Annotated in this window: 19 protein-coding genes; 16 read left to right on the forward strand and 3 right to left on the reverse strand. The window is 62.0% G+C overall.

All coding sequences use genetic code 11. From position 1 onward, the window contains the following. Positions 1-161: 161 nt before the first annotated feature. The 6 genes from ACGLWX_RS11465 to dtd all read left to right on the forward strand — a co-directional run bounded on the left by ACGLWX_RS11465 (position 162) and on the right by dtd (position 5,014). Complete coding sequence (locus tag ACGLWX_RS11465; RefSeq protein WP_396239816.1) at positions 162-794, forward strand: thiol:disulfide interchange protein DsbA/DsbL; 633 nt, start codon at positions 162-164, stop codon at positions 792-794. Positions 795-796: 2 nt separating this feature from the next. After that, the gene (locus ACGLWX_RS11470; RefSeq protein WP_396239818.1) at positions 797-1,639 is read left to right on the forward strand and encodes an endonuclease/exonuclease/phosphatase family protein; all 843 of its coding nucleotides are present in this window, start codon (positions 797-799) and stop codon (positions 1,637-1,639) included. A gap of 139 nt (positions 1,640-1,778) precedes the next feature. Then, positions 1,779-2,327 (forward strand): TRAP transporter small permease subunit, encoded by a 549-nt coding sequence (locus ACGLWX_RS11475; RefSeq protein ID WP_396239820.1) that lies wholly within the window; start codon positions 1,779-1,781, stop codon positions 2,325-2,327. 8 nt (positions 2,328-2,335) lie between these two features. Continuing rightward, on the forward strand, positions 2,336-3,739 hold the full coding sequence (locus tag ACGLWX_RS11480) for a TRAP transporter large permease subunit (protein ID WP_252108486.1): 1,404 nt from the start codon (positions 2,336-2,338) through the stop codon (positions 3,737-3,739). Positions 3,740-3,748: 9 nt separating this feature from the next. After that, the gene (thiD, locus tag ACGLWX_RS11485; RefSeq protein WP_396239822.1) at positions 3,749-4,570 is read left to right on the forward strand and encodes a bifunctional hydroxymethylpyrimidine kinase/phosphomethylpyrimidine kinase; all 822 of its coding nucleotides are present in this window, start codon (positions 3,749-3,751) and stop codon (positions 4,568-4,570) included. 3 nt (positions 4,571-4,573) lie between these two features. Further along, on the forward strand, positions 4,574-5,014 hold the full coding sequence (gene dtd, locus ACGLWX_RS11490; protein WP_252108133.1) for a D-aminoacyl-tRNA deacylase: 441 nt from the start codon (positions 4,574-4,576) through the stop codon (positions 5,012-5,014). Here dtd and ACGLWX_RS11495 read toward each other — a convergent pair. Beyond that, entirely contained in the window at positions 5,011-6,954 is a 1,944-nt protein-coding gene (locus ACGLWX_RS11495; RefSeq protein ID WP_252108134.1) for an ABC-F family ATP-binding cassette domain-containing protein, read from the reverse strand. The genes dtd and ACGLWX_RS11495 overlap by 4 nt on opposite strands. A 26-nt stretch (positions 6,955-6,980) precedes the next feature. Between ACGLWX_RS11495 and ACGLWX_RS11500 the strand changes: the two genes are divergently transcribed. The 6 genes from ACGLWX_RS11500 to ACGLWX_RS11525 all read left to right on the forward strand — a co-directional run bounded on the left by ACGLWX_RS11500 (position 6,981) and on the right by ACGLWX_RS11525 (position 12,133). Next, complete coding sequence (locus ACGLWX_RS11500) at positions 6,981-7,553, forward strand: TIGR02444 family protein (RefSeq protein WP_396239824.1); 573 nt, start codon at positions 6,981-6,983, stop codon at positions 7,551-7,553. A 157-nt stretch (positions 7,554-7,710) separates the two neighbouring features. Continuing rightward, positions 7,711-8,757 carry a TRAP transporter substrate-binding protein DctP gene (gene dctP / locus ACGLWX_RS11505; RefSeq protein ID WP_252108136.1) on the forward strand — a complete coding sequence of 349 codons (1,047 nt, stop codon included), beginning with the start codon at positions 7,711-7,713 and terminating at the stop codon, positions 8,755-8,757. A 193-nt stretch (positions 8,758-8,950) separates the two neighbouring features. Next, positions 8,951-9,529, forward strand: a complete 579-nt coding sequence (locus ACGLWX_RS11510) for a TRAP transporter small permease (protein ID WP_252108137.1) — start codon at positions 8,951-8,953, stop codon at positions 9,527-9,529. Positions 9,530-9,558: 29 nt separating this feature from the next. Beyond that, positions 9,559-10,842: a TRAP transporter large permease gene (locus ACGLWX_RS11515; RefSeq protein ID WP_252108138.1), complete on the forward strand. Its 1,284-nt coding sequence runs from the start codon at positions 9,559-9,561 to the stop codon at positions 10,840-10,842. 30 nt (positions 10,843-10,872) lie between these two features. Beyond that, entirely contained in the window at positions 10,873-11,316 is a 444-nt protein-coding gene (locus ACGLWX_RS11520) for a universal stress protein (protein WP_396239826.1), read from the forward strand. Positions 11,317-11,440: 124 nt separating this feature from the next. Then, positions 11,441-12,133, forward strand: coding sequence for an FKBP-type peptidyl-prolyl cis-trans isomerase (locus ACGLWX_RS11525; RefSeq protein ID WP_396239828.1), 693 nt, complete (start codon positions 11,441-11,443; stop codon positions 12,131-12,133). Between the two features lie 81 nt (positions 12,134-12,214). Here the strand turns inward: ACGLWX_RS11525 and ACGLWX_RS11530 are convergent, their stop codons facing one another. Beyond that, a complete protein-coding gene (locus ACGLWX_RS11530; protein WP_396239830.1) occupies positions 12,215-12,823 on the reverse strand; it encodes an SCO family protein in 609 nt (202 codons plus the stop codon). A 1-nt stretch (position 12,824) separates the two neighbouring features. Further along, complete coding sequence (locus ACGLWX_RS11535; protein WP_396239832.1) at positions 12,825-13,325, reverse strand: hypothetical protein; 501 nt, start codon at positions 13,323-13,325, stop codon at positions 12,825-12,827. Between the two features lie 115 nt (positions 13,326-13,440). Here ACGLWX_RS11535 and ACGLWX_RS11540 point away from each other — a divergent pair, with 115 nt between their 5' ends. The 4 genes from ACGLWX_RS11540 to ACGLWX_RS11555 all read left to right on the forward strand — a co-directional run bounded on the left by ACGLWX_RS11540 (position 13,441) and on the right by ACGLWX_RS11555 (position 16,591). Next, entirely contained in the window at positions 13,441-14,358 is a 918-nt protein-coding gene (locus ACGLWX_RS11540) for an AEC family transporter (RefSeq protein WP_396239834.1), read from the forward strand. Between the two features lie 268 nt (positions 14,359-14,626). Next, positions 14,627-14,764, forward strand: a complete 138-nt coding sequence (locus ACGLWX_RS11545) for a DUF2256 domain-containing protein (protein WP_396239836.1) — start codon at positions 14,627-14,629, stop codon at positions 14,762-14,764. Between the two features lie 193 nt (positions 14,765-14,957). After that, the gene (locus ACGLWX_RS11550; protein WP_396239838.1) at positions 14,958-15,485 is read left to right on the forward strand and encodes a TetR/AcrR family transcriptional regulator; all 528 of its coding nucleotides are present in this window, start codon (positions 14,958-14,960) and stop codon (positions 15,483-15,485) included. Continuing rightward, positions 15,482-16,591 carry an MFS transporter gene (locus ACGLWX_RS11555; protein ID WP_396239840.1) on the forward strand — a complete coding sequence of 370 codons (1,110 nt, stop codon included), beginning with the start codon at positions 15,482-15,484 and terminating at the stop codon, positions 16,589-16,591. Before ACGLWX_RS11550 ends, ACGLWX_RS11555 begins: the two co-directional genes overlap by 4 nt. The last annotated feature ends 27 nt before the right edge of the window (positions 16,592-16,618 follow it).

A 16,618-nucleotide genomic window follows, 5' to 3' on the forward strand; every position in this document is an offset into this window, starting at 1 on the left:
GCTGAAAACGCTAGTGTACCACTGGACGGCGGCGAAAAAGCGGGCAAGTATGCCTTTACGGCGCATCCCTTTACGACGCGGCCTGGTGCGTTGAATGCGCCCGGGAACCGGTCGAACGTTTGATAGTCATAGGCTTCGCTCAACTTTGGAGAATGTCGATAATGTTTAAAGTATTCGTTGCGGCCGTGGCCGGCCTTGCACTCTCGACCGCCGCCAGCGCCCAGACGGTGGTGGAAGGCCAGGACTACACGCTGCTGGAGAACCCGGTCGCAACCGTCGCCGATGACGACCACATCGAAGTCACCGAGGTGTTCTGGTTCGGCTGCCCGCACTGTTACGGTCTTCAGGATACGGTCAACGAGTGGTACGACACCCTCGACGACGACGTCGAAGTCATCAAGATGCCCGCGACCATGGGCGGCAACTGGAATACCCACGCCACCGCCTTCTACGCCGCCCAGTCGCTGGGGATCGAGGAAGAGCTGCACCAGGACTTCTTCGATGCGATTCATCAGGACGGCCAGTCGCTGACCGATGAAGACGACATCGCCGCGTTTTTCGCCAACTACGGCGTGACCGAAGACGAAGCTAAAAAGGCGCTCAACTCTTTCCCGGTACGCAGCGAAACCAATAAAGCCAACAGCCGCATGCGCGAAATGCGCCTGATGGGCGTGCCGGCGCTGGTGGTCGACGGCCGCTTCGTAGTCACCCCGAGCACCGCCGGCGGCGCGGACAACATGCCGGTCGTCGCCGAGGCGCTGATCGAGCAGGTCCGCAGCGAGCGCGCCGAATAATCGTGTCGGGCTTCTCTGCTGGCGACGCCTCGAAAGAAGCGCGAAGCCCGCTTTGGGAGAGCGGTACGCTGAGACTCTTGACCTTCAATTTGCAGGTCGGCATTCAAACCTCGGCGTACCATCACTACCTGACCCGCAGCTGGCAGCACTTTTTGCCCCACCCGCGCCGCGTCAAGCGCCTCGACGTCATGGGCGAGGTGCTGGGCAAGTTCGACGTAGTGGGGCTTCAGGAAGTCGACGGCGGAAGCTTTCGCTCCAGCCGTATCAATCAGGTCGAATACCTGGCCGCGCAGGCCGGGTTTCCGCACCATTTTCAGCAGCTCAACCGTAATCTGGGGCGTATCGCCCAGCACAGTAACGGGCTTTTATCGAAACTCACCCCCAGCCATATCGAAGAGCACCGCCTGCCCGGCACGCGCGGGCGCGGGGCGATTCACGTGCGTTTCGGCAACGGCCCGGACGCGCTGCATATCTTCGTGGCGCACCTGGCGCTGAGCCACCGCGGCCGGGTGCGCCAGCTCAACTATCTAAGCGATATCATCGCCCCGCTTCGCCACGTGGTGGTGATGGGCGATCTCAACTGCACCCCGGAGCAGCTTCACGCTCACGAGCGCTTTAGCGCTTCGCTGCCGCTGCATCCGGTCAAGCCGCTTTTGAGCTACCCCTCCTGGCAGCCGCGTCGGGCGCTGGATCACATTCTGCTGTCGCAGACGCTGGAAGCCGCCGATGTCAGCGTGCTCGACCATCTCTTTTCTGATCACCTGCCGGTGGCGGTGGAATTGCCGCTGCCTGCCGCCTGCCTACGATCACTCGAAGCCGCTCATCACCAGGCGCCGCTGGCCTGACCATCGAGCTTAAAGTCGCTCTTCGGTGGCCCTTGCTCGGTAAATGGTCGTAAAAAGGGGGGCTTGAAGTCGCAGGGGATGACGCAGGGGATAGAATCGGCGATCATTTCGAGTCGTTTTCAGAAGGCAGGACACCTCCATGCGTGCAAATTCTCCTGAGCCGCGGCTTTTACGCTGGCTCGATGGGCTGACCGAAGGCGTTGGGCGAGCGGTCGCCTGGCTGATCATCATCATGATGCTGGTGCAGTTCGCCATCGTGGTGCTGCGCTATGTGATCGGGGCCAACAGCATCGTCATGCAGGAGTCGGTGATGTACATGCACGCCGCGGTGTTCATGCTCGGCGCAGCCTGGACGCTCAAGCACGACGGTCACGTGCGTGTGGACATCTTCTACCGCAAGCTCTCCAGCCGGGCGCGGGCCTGGATCGATCTGCTGGGCACGCTGTTTCTGCTCGTGCCCGTGTCGCTGTTCATCGCCATCGGCAGTTTCCACTACGTGCTGACCAGTTGGGCGATCATGGAGCGCTCCCCCAACGCCGGCATTCCGGCGGTCTATCTGTTGAAGTCGTTGATTCTCGCCATGGTGGCGCTGCTGCTCTTGCAAGCGGTGGCGCAGCTGATTCGCCAAACGCTGATCATTCGCGGCGCGCTCCCCAACCCCACTCATGAGCACGAGGAGGTCGTCTAGTGGCCGTTATACTGGACTTCATGCCGCTGGTGCTCTTCGCTGCCGTGTGCGGCGTGCTAATGCTGGGCTACCCGGTGGCGCTATCGCTGGCCGGCACGGCGCTCGCCTTCGCCGGTATCGGCTACGCGCTCACCTCTTTTGGCGTGGACGTGCCCTTCGAGCCGCATATGATGGGGGCGATGCCCAACCGCCTCTACGGCATCATGACCAACACGACGCTGCTGGCGGTGCCGCTATTCGTGCTGATGGGCGTGCTCTTGGAAAAATCCCGCGTCGCCGAAACGCTGCTCGACGCCATGGCGATGGCCTTTGGCTCGCTGCGCGGCGGGCTCGGGCTTTCGGTAATCATCGTCGGTATGCTGCTGGCCGCGTCTACCGGAATCGTGGGGGCGACCGTGGTCACCATGGGGCTTTTGTCGCTGCCGACCATGCTCAAGCGCGGCTACTCCCCGGCGCTGGCTACCGGCACCATCTGCGCTACCGGTACGCTGGGCCAGATCATTCCGCCGTCGATCGCGCTGGTGCTGCTGGGCGACGTCCTGTCCAACGCCTACCAGCAGGCGCAGCTCTCCATGGGCGTATGGAGCCCGAAGACGCTCTCCATCGGCGATCTGTTCATCGGGGCGCTGGTGCCGGGGCTGATTCTGGTCGTGGCCTACATCGTTTATCTGCTGGTGCTTGCGTGGCTCAAGCCGGCGTCGGCGCCGGCGGTGGATCGTGAGGAGCTCAAGGCGGAGCTCAATCATCAGGGCTCGATCTGGCCGCTGCTGCTCAAGGGGCTGGTGCCGCCCATTTTGCTGATCGTGGCGGTGCTGGGCTCGATTCTCGGCGGCTTCGCCACGCCCACCGAGGCCTCCGCCGTAGGCGCCTTCGGCGCGCTGGTGCTGGCGGCGGCCAACCGGCGCGTGAGCTTCACCATGCTGAAGGAGACGCTCTACTCGACCGCCCAGGTCACCAGCATGGTGTTTCTGATTTTGATCGGCGCGGCGCTGTTCTCACTGGTGTTTCGCGCCTACGGCGGCGAGGAGCTGGTCACGAGCCTGTTCGAGTCCATGCCCGGCGGCGTGGTCGGCGCGACGATCATCGTCATGCTGGTGATCTTTCTGCTCGGCTTCATTCTCGATTTCATCGAGATCACCTTCGTGGTGGTGCCGATCGTCGGTCCGGTACTGCTGGCCATGGGTATCGACCCGATCTGGTTCGGCATCATGATCGCGGTGAACCTGCAGACCTCGTTTTTGACTCCGCCGTTCGGCTTTGCGCTGTTCTACCTGCGCGGTGTCACCCCGCCGAGCGTGCCGACCTCGGCGATCTACAAGGGCGTGATTCCGTTCATCCTGCTGCAGCTGGGTATGCTGCTGGCGCTGTCGCTGTTCCCCGGGATCGCCACCTGGCTCCCTTCCGTGATGTAAGAGGTGATTATGGCTGACATTGCCAAGGTACTGACCATCGCAGGCTCCGACCCCTCGGGCGGCGCCGGGCTGCAGGGGGATCTCAAGACGTTCTCGGCGCTGGGCGTTTATGCGACCAACGTGATCACGGCCGTTATCGCGCAGAACACTCAGGGCGTGGCCCGGGTCGAGCCGGTGTCGCCTTCGATGATTCGCGTGCAGCTCGAGAATCTGCTCGAGGACGTGGCCATCGACGCGGTGAAGATCGGCATGGTTGGCAGCCGCGAGGTCGCCGAGGTGATCGCTGACGTGCTGGGCAAGCATCGCCCGCGCTGGATCGTGCTCGATCCGGTGATGGTCGCGAAAAGCGGCGATATCCTGGTGGATAACGAGGGCATCCACGCGGTGCGCGATATTCTGGTGCCGCTCGCCCACGTGATCACCCCGAATCTGCCCGAGGCCGCAGTGCTGCTCGACACCGCCTCGCCCAAAACGCCGGATGAGATGGAAGCGATGTTGCCGGGGCTCACCGCGCTCGGCGCGCCCTTCGTGGTGCTCAAGGGCGGCCACCTGACCGGCGAAACCTGCCCGGATCTTTTGGCCACGCCCACCGAGCACGCCTGGCTTCCCGCTTCGCGCATCGATACCGAGAACCTGCACGGCACCGGCTGCGCGCTCTCCTCGGCGGTCACCGCGTGCCTGGCCAGGCTCCCATTGGATGCCGATGAGCACGCCCCCGTGGAGGCGATTCGCGAGGCCAAGCAGTGGCTACACGCCGCACTCGAGGCAAGCAATCAACTGCACGTCGGCCACGGGCGCGGCCCGGTCCATCACTTTCATCGCTGGTGGTAGCTTGTGAAAGCACTGATTCAACGAGTGAAGCACGCCTGCGTGGACGTGGACGGCGAGCGCATCGGCGCCATCGACCAGGGGCTGCTGGCGCTGATCGGGGTCGAGCGCGGTGATAGCGAGGCGGATGCGGAAAAAATTCTGCATAAGTTGCTGCATTATCGGGTGTTCAGCGACGCCGAGGGCAAGATGAACGACAACCTGCAGCAGGCCGAAGGCGGACTGTTGCTGGTCTCCCAGTTCACCCTGGCTGCGGATACCCGTAAAGGGCTGCGGCCGGGCTTCTCCAGCGCCGCCGCCCCGGCCGAAGGCGAGCGGCTGTTTAACTACCTCGTCGAGTGCGCTCGGGCGGCCTGGCCTGCGGTCGAAACCGGCCGCTTCGGCGCCGACATGCAGGTGACGCTCACCAACGACGGGCCGGTCACTTTCATGCTCGAAAGCCGCTAGCGCTCGCTTTCGAGGATTTCAGCCTCCATCGCTTCAAGGTCTTCCTCGGCGGCGAGCCACTGCTGCTCGGCGCTGTCTACGCGCTCCTTACAGCGCGCCTGCTCGGCGAGCGCCTCAGTTAGCTCCGCCTTGCGTGCCGGGTCGGTGTAGAGCTCAGGATCAGCAAGCGTCTCTTCCACTTTTTCCAGTGCGGCCTGGGCGGCCTCCATCGCCTTTTCGGCCTGGTCACGCGCTTTTTTCTGCGGCCGCAGCTTTTCTCTGAGCGCCGCGGCGGCCTTGCGTGAGGCCTTACGGTCTACGCTTGGCTGCTGCGCTTGGCGCTCGCTCTTCTCGACGCGCTCCTCGCGGCGGCTCTCTTCCAGACGCGTCTTGAGCCAGGCGCGGTAGTCGTCCAGATCGCCGTCGAAGGGCTCGACCCGGTGATCCGCCACCCGCCAGAACTCGTCGACCGTAGCGCGTAGCAGGTGGCGGTCGTGGGACACCAGAATCACCGTGCCCTCGAAGGCCGAAAGCGCCTGGGTCAGCGCCTCGCGCATCTCCAGATCCAGGTGGTTGGTGGGCTCATCGAGCAGTAACAGGTTCGGCTTTTGCCAGGCCACCAGCGAAAGCGCCAAGCGCGCTTTCTCGCCGCCGGAGAAGTGGGCGACCGTGGCGAAGGCGTCGTCGCCCTTGAAGCCGAAGCCGCCGAGAAAGTTGCGGATCTCCTGGTCGCTGGCGGTGGGGGAGAGGCGCTGCACGTGGACGAAGGGCGTAGCGGTGACGTCGAGCCCCTCGAGCTGGTGCTGGGCGAAGTAGCCGATCGCCAGGTGCTCGCCGGGCACGCGCTTGCCGGCCAGCAGTTCGAGCTCGCCGGTCAGCGTCTTGATCAGCGTCGACTTGCCCGCGCCGTTGGGGCCCAAAAGGCCGATGCGGCTACCGGGCAGCAGCGTCAGGTTGACCTTGTCGAGCTGAACGGTTTCTTCGGTGTCACCGCGATAGCCCAGGCGTGCGTCGTCGAGCACCAGCAGCGGGTGCGAGGTCTTGTCGGCGGCGGGCAGGGTGAAGTGGAACGGCGAGTCGACGTGGGCCACGGCGATCTCTTCCATGCGTTCGAGCATCTTCACCCGGCTCTGTGCCTGGCGCGCCTTGGTCGCCTTGGCCTTGAAGCGGGCGACGAAGCGCTCGATCTCCTCGCGCCTCGCCTGCTGTTTGGCGGCCTGGGCCTGCTGAAGGGCGAGCTTCTCGGCGCGGGTGCGCTCGAAGCGCGAATAGTTGCCGCGGTAGAGCTCAACGTTTTGCTGGTGCATGTGGACGATGTGATCGCACACCGCGTCGAGAAAGTCGCGGTCGTGAGAGATCAGCAGCAGCGTGCCCGGGTAGCGGGTCAGCCAGTTCTCGAGCCAGAGCAGCGCGTCGAGATCCAGGTGGTTGGTCGGCTCGTCGAGCAGCAGCAAATCAGAGGGCATGAACAGCGTACGCGCCAGGTTCACCCGCATGCGCCAGCCGCCGGAAAAGCTCGATAGCGGCTGGGTCAGATTCGCCTGTAAAAAGCCCAGGCCGACCAGCAGCTGGGCGGCGCGGGATTCGGCGGTGTAGCCGTCGAGCGTCTCGATCAGCCCGTGAAGCTCCGCCTCGCGGTGGGCGTCATCGGCGCGCTGGGCATCGCGCAATTCCTGCTGCGCCTGGCGCAGGGCAACGTCACCATCCAGCACGTACTCGATGATCGACCGGTCGAGCGCCTCGACTTCCTGAGCCATGTGGGCCACGCGTTGGCCGCCGCTCATTTCGACATCGCCCTGGTCCGGACCCAGCTCGCCGAGCAGCAGCTTGAAAAGACTCGACTTGCCGGCGCCGTTGGCACCGATAATGCCGGCCTTGACGCCATTGTGTAGCGTCAGATCGGCGCCCTCCAGCAGCGTTTGCGTGCCCCGTTGCAGGGCCACCTGGCGCAGTGCGATCATGCTTTCTCCCGAATGAGGCGAACGTGATGAGTGATTCTAACCGATCAAAGCGCTTGCAGCAGACACCGCTTTGGGATTTCGCCTGCGCTTTCTACGCGCTCGACGACGTGGCGCCGGCGTGTTTGACGCTGCAGGACCAGGCCGGGGTCGACGTCTGCGAGCTGCTGTTCCACGCTTGGCTTTATTGTCAGCGGCTCAAAGCCAAGCCGGTAGCGCTTGCCCGAGAGCGGCTGGCGCGAGTGCGCTGGCAGCGCGAGATCACCCAGCCGCTTCGCGCGCTTCGCCAAACGCTCAAGGGCCAAGCGCAACAAAGTGCCTCGATCGCGGCGCTGCGCGAGACGATCAAGCACGCCGAACTCGCCGCCGAAAAAGAAAACCTGGACGCCTGGCAGGCGTTCGCGCTCGCGCCTCAAAGCGATATTTCAACGCTCGAAGAGCTCGATGAATCATCAAAAAAAGCGAGCGTTTGGCTACGATGCCAGCTCTTTTGCGATGATTTCGCGACCGATAGCCGCGTTTTCGACAAGCCTTGTGTCCAGGTCGAAAACGCTTGGGAGGTGATTGGCACCCGTCTTGACCCGGTCAAATCAGCGCGCTAGCCTCAAATTAAGCTATTTTTGAATAACGCATGGCATTTGAGTCGACCGTGCCCGCTTCAAACTTAGCGGGTAAGGCATCAACGCTGCGCTAGCCGTTATTTAAAAATGGATTTTTGCGCTTTATTTGACGCGCTTACCACTCCAAGGGGAACACTGCATGAAGGCTTACAAGGCTTTATCAACGCGTTCGGTCACGTCCAAACTTCTTACCTCGGCAAGCGTTGGCGCGCTGCTGTTCGGCCTGAGCGCCGCGGCCCAGGCAGATAACTGGCGTTACGCCCACGAAGAGTACGAAGGCGACGTTCAGGACGTGTTTGCCCAAGCGTTCAAGGGGTACATCGAAGAGAACTCCGACCATACCGTCCAGGTGTATCGCTTTGGCGAGCTGGGCGAGTCCGACGACATCATGGAGCAGACCCAGAACGGCATCCTGCAGTTCGTCAACCAGTCGCCCGGCTTTACCGGCGCCTTGATTCCCGAAGCGCAAATCTTCTTCATTCCCTACCTGCTGCCTACCGACGAAGAGACCGTTCTGACGTTCTTCGACGAAAGCGAGGCGATCAACGAGATGTTCCCCGAGCTCTACGCCGAGCAGGGGCTCGAACTTCTTCAGATGTATCCTGAAGGCGAAATGGTCATCACTACCGACGAGCCGATCAGCTCGCCGGAGGATATGGATAACAAGAAAATCCGTACCATGACCAACCCGCTGCTCTCCGAGACCTACAGCGCGTTTGGCGCCACGCCGACGCCGTTGCCCTGGGGCGAGGTGTACGGCGGCCTGCAGACCGGCATCATCGACGGTCAGGAAAACCCGATCTTCTGGATCGAGTCTGGCGGGCTTTATGAAGTGTCACCGCACCTGACCTTTACCGGCCACGGCTGGTTCACCACCGCGATGATGGCCAACCAGGACTTCTACGACGGCCTCTCCGAAGAGGACCAGCAGCTGGTTCAGGACGCCACCGAAGCCGCTTATGAGCAGACCATGGACCACGTCAAGGGGCTGGCCGAGGAGTCACTGGAGAAAATTCAGGAGGCGTCCGACGAAGTCACCGTTACGCGCTTGAACGACGAGCAGATCGAAGCGTTTCGCGAGCGCGCCCCGCAGGTCGAGGAAGCCTTCCTCGAGATGACCGGCGAGCGCGGAAGCGAGCTGCTTGAGCAGTTCAAGGCCGACCTTGAAAACGTTGAAAACGAGTAAGCGCGTTGTCTCCGGTGGGACGATGATCCCACCGGCTTCGCCGCACGCCTATCTCGAGTAACGCAAGGGGCAGCCACGGCTGCCCTTTTTAGTGTTCCTGGAGATGCGTTTTGAATGCACTTTATCCGCGCCTTTTAACCGCAATGCCGCTCGTATTGACGGGCGAAGCGCAGGCGCTGACAGGAGAGTAGCCATGACCGAAGAGGAAGCAGAAGCCAACTATCGCTCGGGGCTTCCCGGCGTTTTGGGGGTGATCGACACCGCAATTAGCAAAGTCGAATCAGTGATTCTGGCGCTGGGGGTTTTGCTAATGGCGCTGAATACGGTCATCAACGTCGTTGCCCGATTCGTGTTCGGCAACAGCATCATGTTCTCCGGCGAGCTCAACCGGATTCTCATCATCATGATTACTTTCGCGGGGATCGGCTACGCCGCCCGCCACGGCCGTCATATCCGTATGTCGGCCATTTACGATGCGCTGCCGGTGGGCGGGCGCCGCGCGCTGATGGTCGTGATTTCGCTGTTCACCTCGCTCGTGATGTTCTTTTTGCTCTACTACTCGGTGATCTACATCCTCGATCTCTACAGCAAGGGGCGGGTGCTGCCGGCGCTCAGCCTGCCGGTGTGGATGATCTACGTGTGGGTGCCGATGGGGTTTTTGATCACCGCCATTCAATACCTGCTGACCGCCATCAAGAACCTGACCAGCCACGACGTCTATCTCTCGACCGGCGTGGTGGATGGGTACAAGGACACGGAAACGGAAGTTTAACAAGGGCCACGCGGGCTTAGGGGAACACGATGACGACGATAATGGTAGTGACCATGATCGCCCTGCTGCTGCTGGGCTTTCCCATGATGGTTCCGCTGATCACCGCCGCGGTGATCGGCTTTTACATGATGTTCAACGGCTTTGGCCAGATGGATACGTTGATTCAGCAGATGATGGCGGGCATCCGGCCAGCCTCATTGATTGCGGTGCCGATGTTCATTCTCGCCGCCGACATCATGACCCGAGGCCAGTCGGCCAACCGCCTGATCGAAATGGTGATGTCTTTCATCGGCCACATCAAGGGTGGGCTTGCGGTCAGCACTGCAGCGTCGTGCACGCTGTTTGGCGCGGTATCCGGCTCGACCCAGGCAACGGTGGTGGCGGTGGGCTCACCGCTTCGTCCAAGGATGCTTAAAGCGGGCTACTCGGACTCGTTTACGCTGGCGCTGATCATCAACGCCAGCGACATTGCGTTTTTGATTCCGCCGAGTATCGGCATGATCATTTACGGCGTTATTTCCGGCACTTCGATCGGCGAGCTCTTCATCGCCGGTATCGGGCCAGGGCTTCTGATTCTTTTCATGTTTTCGGCGTACTGCATCGTTTATGCGATCGTCAAGGACGTCCCCACCGAGCCGCGCGCGAGCTGGAAGACCCGCGCGCTGGCAGTAAAAGATGCGCTCTGGCCGCTGGGCTTTCCGGTCATCATCGTCGGCGGTATCTACGGCGGCGTGTTCAGCCCCACGGAAGCGGCGGCGGCCTGCGTGCTTTACGCGGTGCTTCTGGAGTTCGTGGTGTTTCGCTCGCTGAAAATGACCGATATCTACGCCATCGCAAAATCTACCGGCTTGATCACGGCGGTGGTGTTCATTCTGGTGGCAGTGGGTAACGGCTTCTCCTGGATCATCTCGTTTGCCCAGATTCCTCAGGCCATTCTCGAAGCGGTGGGGGTCAACGACGCTGGGCCGACCGGCGTTTTGATCGCGATCTGCGTGTCGTTTTTCGTTGCCTGCATGTTCGTCGACCCGATTGTAGTGATTCTGGTGCTCACGCCGATCTTCGCGCCTGCGGTGGCGGCCACTGGCCTCGACCCGGTGCTGGTGGGTATTTTGATCACGCTGCAGGTGGCGATCGGCTCGGCGACGCCACCGTTTGGCTGCGATATCTTCACCGCGATCGCTATCTTTAAGCGCCCGTACTGGGACGTGATCAAGGGCACGCCGCCGTTCATCTTCATTTTGATACTCGCCGCAGCGCTTCTGATCATGTTCCCGCAAATTGCGCTGTTTCTACGCGATGTGGCCTTTCGCTAGGTGACCGGATCATAAAAAGGGGAGACACCCATGTTTCATCGTATCCTGGTACCGGTGGATGGCTCGAAGGGCGCGGTCAAGGCGCTCGAGAAAGCGGTGAGCTTGCACCTGTTGACCGGCGCGGAGCTCTACATACTCTGCGTCTTCAAGCATCACAGCCTGCTCGAGGCGTCGCTTTCCATGGTGCGCCCGAGCAAGCTCGACATTCCCGACGACGCACTCAAGGAGTACGCCACGGAAATCGCCGTCTACGCCAAGGCGCTCGCGGTGGAGCTTGGCGCCGACGCCACTCGGGTGCGCGCCTTCGTCAAGGGCGGGCGACCGTCGCGCACGATCGTACGCTTTGCGCGAAAGCGCGAGTGCGATTTGACCGTGATCGGCGCCCAGGGTACCAACGGCGACAAGAATCTGCTGCTCGGCAGCGTGTCACAGCGCGTTGCCGGGGCATCGCACTGCCCCACCCTGGTGGTGTAATCTTAAACCCGCAGTTTTAAACCTTTGGCCCACAAAGGGGTCTTAACCAGACAGGCGTCGCGTATACGCTTTTGCGACCCAGAATTTTCCAGCCGGCGCACAGCGTCTTGAAGAAGGTTTACACATGAAAGCAATGGTCTCTACAACGTTCAAAACCGCGGCTTTGACCGGGCTTCTTTTGGTGGCGCCGTTCGCCGCCGCCGAGCCGGAAACCGACGAACAGCGCTTGGCCTACAGCCTTGGGGTCACGCTTGGCGAAAGCATGAAGGCGGATATCGATGATCTCGATATCGATACCTTCACAAACGGCATGCGCGATGTGTTCGAAGACAACGAGCTGGCGCTTTCCGAAGAAGAAATGATGGAAACCCTGGTCGCCTTCCAGCAGCGCTCCATGCAGGAGCGTGAAGAGCAGGCGGCGGAAATCGCCGAGATGAATCAGCAGGAAGGCGAGGAGTACCTGGCCGAAAACGCCGAGCGTGACGACGTCGAAGTCACCGAGTCGGGCCTGCAGTACGAAGTGCTCGAGTCTGGCGACGGTGAATCCCCCGGCCCCGAGGACACCGTCGAGGTGAACTACGAAGGCATGCTGCTCGATGGCACCGTGTTCGACAGCTCCTTCGAGCGCGGCGAGTCGGTCACCTTCCAGGTCAACCAGGTGATCGAAGGCTGGCAGGAAGCGCTGCAGATGATGAGCGTCGGCGATAAGTGGATGATCTACATCCCCTCCGAGCTCGCCTACGGCGAAAATGGCCAAGGCCCGATCGGTCCCAACGAAATGCTCACCTTCCGCGTCGAGCTGCTGGGTATCGAGTAATCACTTCCCACGCCTTGATCGCACTGCGCCGCCCGAGGGCGGCGCTTTTGTTGCATTGAGCGTCCACGTCAGCGCCGCTGGCTAACCCGTGCCCCGCTCGAGCTCGCGATCCAGTGCCGACACCAACGCTGAGGGCGTGGGTGAATAAAGCACGCGCTCAAGAATTTCTCCCTCCCGATTGACGAGAAAGAGCCCGGCGGTGTGATCCACGGTGTAGGCCATGGGGGAATCCGGCGCCTCCCGGCGCTGCCACACCACGCCGTAGCGCTCGGCCACGTCCGCAAGCTCTCCGGGGGAGCCGACCAGCCCTACGAACTCGCTGCCGAAGGCCTCCATGTACTCGCGCATCCGCGCCAGGGTGTCGCGCTCGAGATCCACCGTGACCATGACCGGGACGATCCGCTCGCGGGTAGCGTCATCGAACTGCTCCAGCGCCTGGCGTTTGACGGCCAGCGTAATCGGGCAGACGTCCGGGCAGTACGTATAGCCGAACGTCACCACCGCGATCTGATCCTCATCAAGGTGGGAAAGCGAAAAGGCGCCGTCGGTCGAGGCCATGGCGATCGGCCCGCCGCGCGGCGCATCGCTTTTTTGCCCGGCGCCGGTCAGCAACAGCGCCAGCGCGCTAAGCCCGCCCAGTACCAAAAGCAGGGCCGCGATCACCTCGCGGCGTTTGAGAAGTGCGTGCATGCTAACTCCGGGTAACCTCAAAATCGAACCAGCTGCCGATTTTACCGCCAGGCGTGGTCACCACCACCCGCGCCCGCCAGGCCATGACCGCCTGAGTGCAGAGCCCGACCTGCCCTTGGCCGTGGAAGTGGCCTGGCGCGGTGGTGATCAGGTCGAAGTGGTGGCGGCCCATTTCCATGTCGCGGCCGATGAATTCAACGCTTGCCTGGCGCGCCGGCACGCCCTTGACGGTCACCTCGAGCGGTAGAACGTTGAGCGCCTCGATGGGCCCATCCACATCCACAGCGAAGCTCAGTACGCCGTTATCTAACGGCGCCGAGCAGGCGCCGGTGTGCAGCGCGCAGCCCGGGTTGGGCGCAAACCAGGTGATTTCGCTGTCGTCGCGCAGCCAGCTGTTCAAGCCGTACGCCAGGCACGCCATCAGCGCCAAGGCGGTGACCAGCATGAGTACGTTGAGCAGTGGAAAAGCGCGAGAATGTCCCAACGGGGTTCGCTTGTTCATGGCAAAAGCGTCACGATACGACCACAGGGCAGAGAAGATACTGCATGGTAGCAGCTAAGCGACGCCGACGAGCAGTCAGGATGTCGCATATCGCGCGTCAATCGAAGGAGCATCGATGAACAGCATTACCGGAGCGCTGGGGCCGCTCTTTATCTTGATTCTACTGGGCGGGGTCATCGGCTACCGGCGCTGGCCGAGCCTTGAGTTCTGGGCGCAGATGGAAAAACTCATCTATTTCGTGCTGTTCCCCGCCATGCTGGTGGCAACGCTTGCCACGGCGGACGTAAGCCAAGTGCCCGTGGCAAGGCTTGCGGCGGTGCTGCTGGGGGCGATCGGGCTCATGACGGGGCTGCTTTGGGGGCTGCGTGAATGGATCCGGCTGGACGCACCGGCGTTCACCTCCGTTTTTCAGGGCGCGATTCGCTTCAACACCTACGTGGGCGTGGCTGGCGCCGGGGCCCTGCACGGAAGCGCCGGGGTGACCACCGCGGCGGTCGCGGTGGCGGTCATGGTGCCGGTGGTCAATATCCTTTGCGTTGCGAGCTTCATCCGGGCCGGCACGCTAGGGCAGGCGAGCCTTGGGCAAAGCGCGCTAACGCTTTTGAAGAACCCGCTGATTCTAGCCTGCCTGGCGGGGATCTTTTTGAACGTAAGCGGCATTGGCCTTCCCGGCTGGAGCGCCAGTGCCGCAGAGCTACTGGGCCGCGCCGCGCTGCCACTGGGGCTGGTGGCGGTAGGCGTGGCGCTTCGCCCGGCGGCGCTTTGGCGGCTGGATCGCGGTACGCTGACTACCAACGTGGCCAAGCTTTTGCTCATGCCGCTGGTCGTGCTGCTGCTCGCTTGGGCGCTGGGGCTCGACCCCTTGAGCCGCGACGTAGCGCTTTTATTCGCCGCGCTGCCCACGGCGACCTCGGCCTATATCCTGGCCCGCCAGCTGGGCGGTGACGCGGAGCTGATGGCCGCGATCATCACAGGACAAACGCTTTTAGCCATGCTGACGCTGCCGCTGTGGCTCAAACTGGCGGGCGGGTAAAAATAAATAAAAAGTATTCGCATTTGTGTTGACGCGGTAAATGAGAATTATTATATTGTCCTTGCTGGCGTTTGATGAGACGTCACAACCAGGGCAGCGGGACTTTTTCTGTCATGGTTTCTCCCTCTCATTGCTAGTCACGGTCTTTTGCCACTCCTCTGGAGTGGCTTTCTTTTTTTGTGCCCTCCAAAATTTTACGCTCTTACTGCCCCGGCGGCGGGGACAACCTGTCTAGACTGAGGCGACATTCCGTACGCGAGCCGCCCCCATGGCCCATAAAAAGCCCCACCTTCCGACCAAAATCTGCCCCGTCTGCCAAAAGCCCTTCGCCTGGCGCAAGAAGTGGGCACGCGACTGGGACAACGTCGTCTACTGCTCCGAGCGCTGCCGGCGCCAGGGCGTTTAAACCCTTCCCGCCTCGATACCCGCGGTTTTTTTAAAGTGGTGCGCTCACTCAAGAGCTATCTATCCATCAAACACTTGCGTGCTCGTGGCGTTTTTAGGGCGCCTTGGGCTCAGGCGGCTACGGCGATATCGTTTGACGGTGTAAAGTGATCGTTTTACATTGAGAGTGTGGTTCCATTCAAAGGAGACGCACAATGGACATAATGAGCAAACTCGTTGCCGCCTCGGAAGCGTTGTTCGACCGCCACGGTTTTACCGCCACCGGCATGGATAAGTTGACCAAAAGTGCAGGTATTTCGAGCCGCACGCTCTATAAACACGCGGGCAGCAAGAATGCGTTGATTGCCAGTGTGCTTGGCGAACGTGACAAGCGTTTTGCCCGTCGGCTGGAGGTCGATAGCATCGATGCGCTGTTCAAGGCGCTGGAGGATTGGGTGCGGGTGGAAGGAGTGCGCGGCTGCCTTTTCCTGCGCGCTTATGGAGAGACCGGCGGCGACTCCCCGGAAATCGTCGAGGCCGTGCTGGCTCATAAAGCCCGCGTGGCAGACAAGATCGCCGAGCTGGTCATCGTGGAAACGCGCCAAGGCGACAACGCTGATCTAGTCGAGCAGATCATCGTGCTTTTTGAGGGGGCGACGGCCGCTGCGATCTATCGCGGTGAGCAATCGGTAGTCGCCGCGCGGATGGCGGCCGCTACGCTGCTCGAGCGTCACCGCTTGTGAGCCCGGCACTGACGCTCGGCGCATGCGGCTTTGCCCTGATTGCGGTGTGCTACGGCTTTGCGCGCTTTGCTTTCGGGCTTTTTCTTCCGCAAATCGATGCCGAGCTTTCCCTTTCCACGAGCCTCAGCGGATTCATTTCCGGCGGCTCCTTTCTTGGCTACTGTGTCGCCATCGTCGCGTCTGCCTACTTGACCGAGCGGCTGGGGCCTCGGCTTGTGGCCATCGGTGCAGCGCTGGTGGCAGGGATTGGCATGCTAGGAATTGTCATGGCGACGTCGGCCTGGTGGTTAGCCCTGGCGGTGATGCTGGCGGGCTCGAGTACCGGGCTTGCCTCGCCGCCTATGGCCGCGGCGGTGGACAAGGTCGTGGCGCCCAAACGTCAAAGCCTGACCAATACCGTGATCAACGCCGGCACCGGGGCGGGCGTAGTCCTGTCAGGCTCGATGGCACTGTGGATGGAGGATTGGCGTCTGGCCTTCGCGGGATTTGCCGCGACGGCGCTTCTGCTTTCGGTGGCGGTCGCGTTCAGCGTACCCGGTGGCAAGCACAAGGCCGGTGCGAAGGCGGGGAAGGTGTCGCTCAATGCGCTGCTAATCCGCTTGATCATGGCATCGTTTTTGATGGGAGCCGCTAGTACCGCGGTGTGGTCGTTCGGCGGCCAGCTTTTAGCGCTACGCCTCGATTGGGGCCATACCGGCAGCGGACTCTTGTGGATTGCGATCGGCGGTGCGGGAATGGCAGGCGCCTTTGCGGGGGCGCTGATCACCCGATTCGGTATCAACCCGATACACCGGGTCTTTCTGGCGGCGCTTGCGCTGGGAGTGCTTATGGTGGGGATGTTCAACACGACGCCGGCGATGGCGCTCATCGGCGGGCTGCTCTTCGGCATGGCTTATATCATGCTGACCGGCGTCTATCTGGTATGGGGCATTAACGCGCTGCCCGAGCGCCCTGCCACTGGGCTGATGGTCGGTTTTCTGACCATCGCGGTCGGGCAAACGGCGGGCGCGCCGGTGTTCGGGATGATGATGGATCAACTGGGCGCCACCCCCGCCGTTGTGGCATTTGCAGGTCTTACGCTGACCGCGGCTTGGGCGCGACCCTAACGTTCAGGCCGCAGGCCCCGGTCACTC

The organism is Halomonas sp. HMF6819 (genome assembly GCF_044335525.1).
Lineage (GTDB): Bacteria > Pseudomonadota > Gammaproteobacteria > Pseudomonadales > Halomonadaceae > Vreelandella.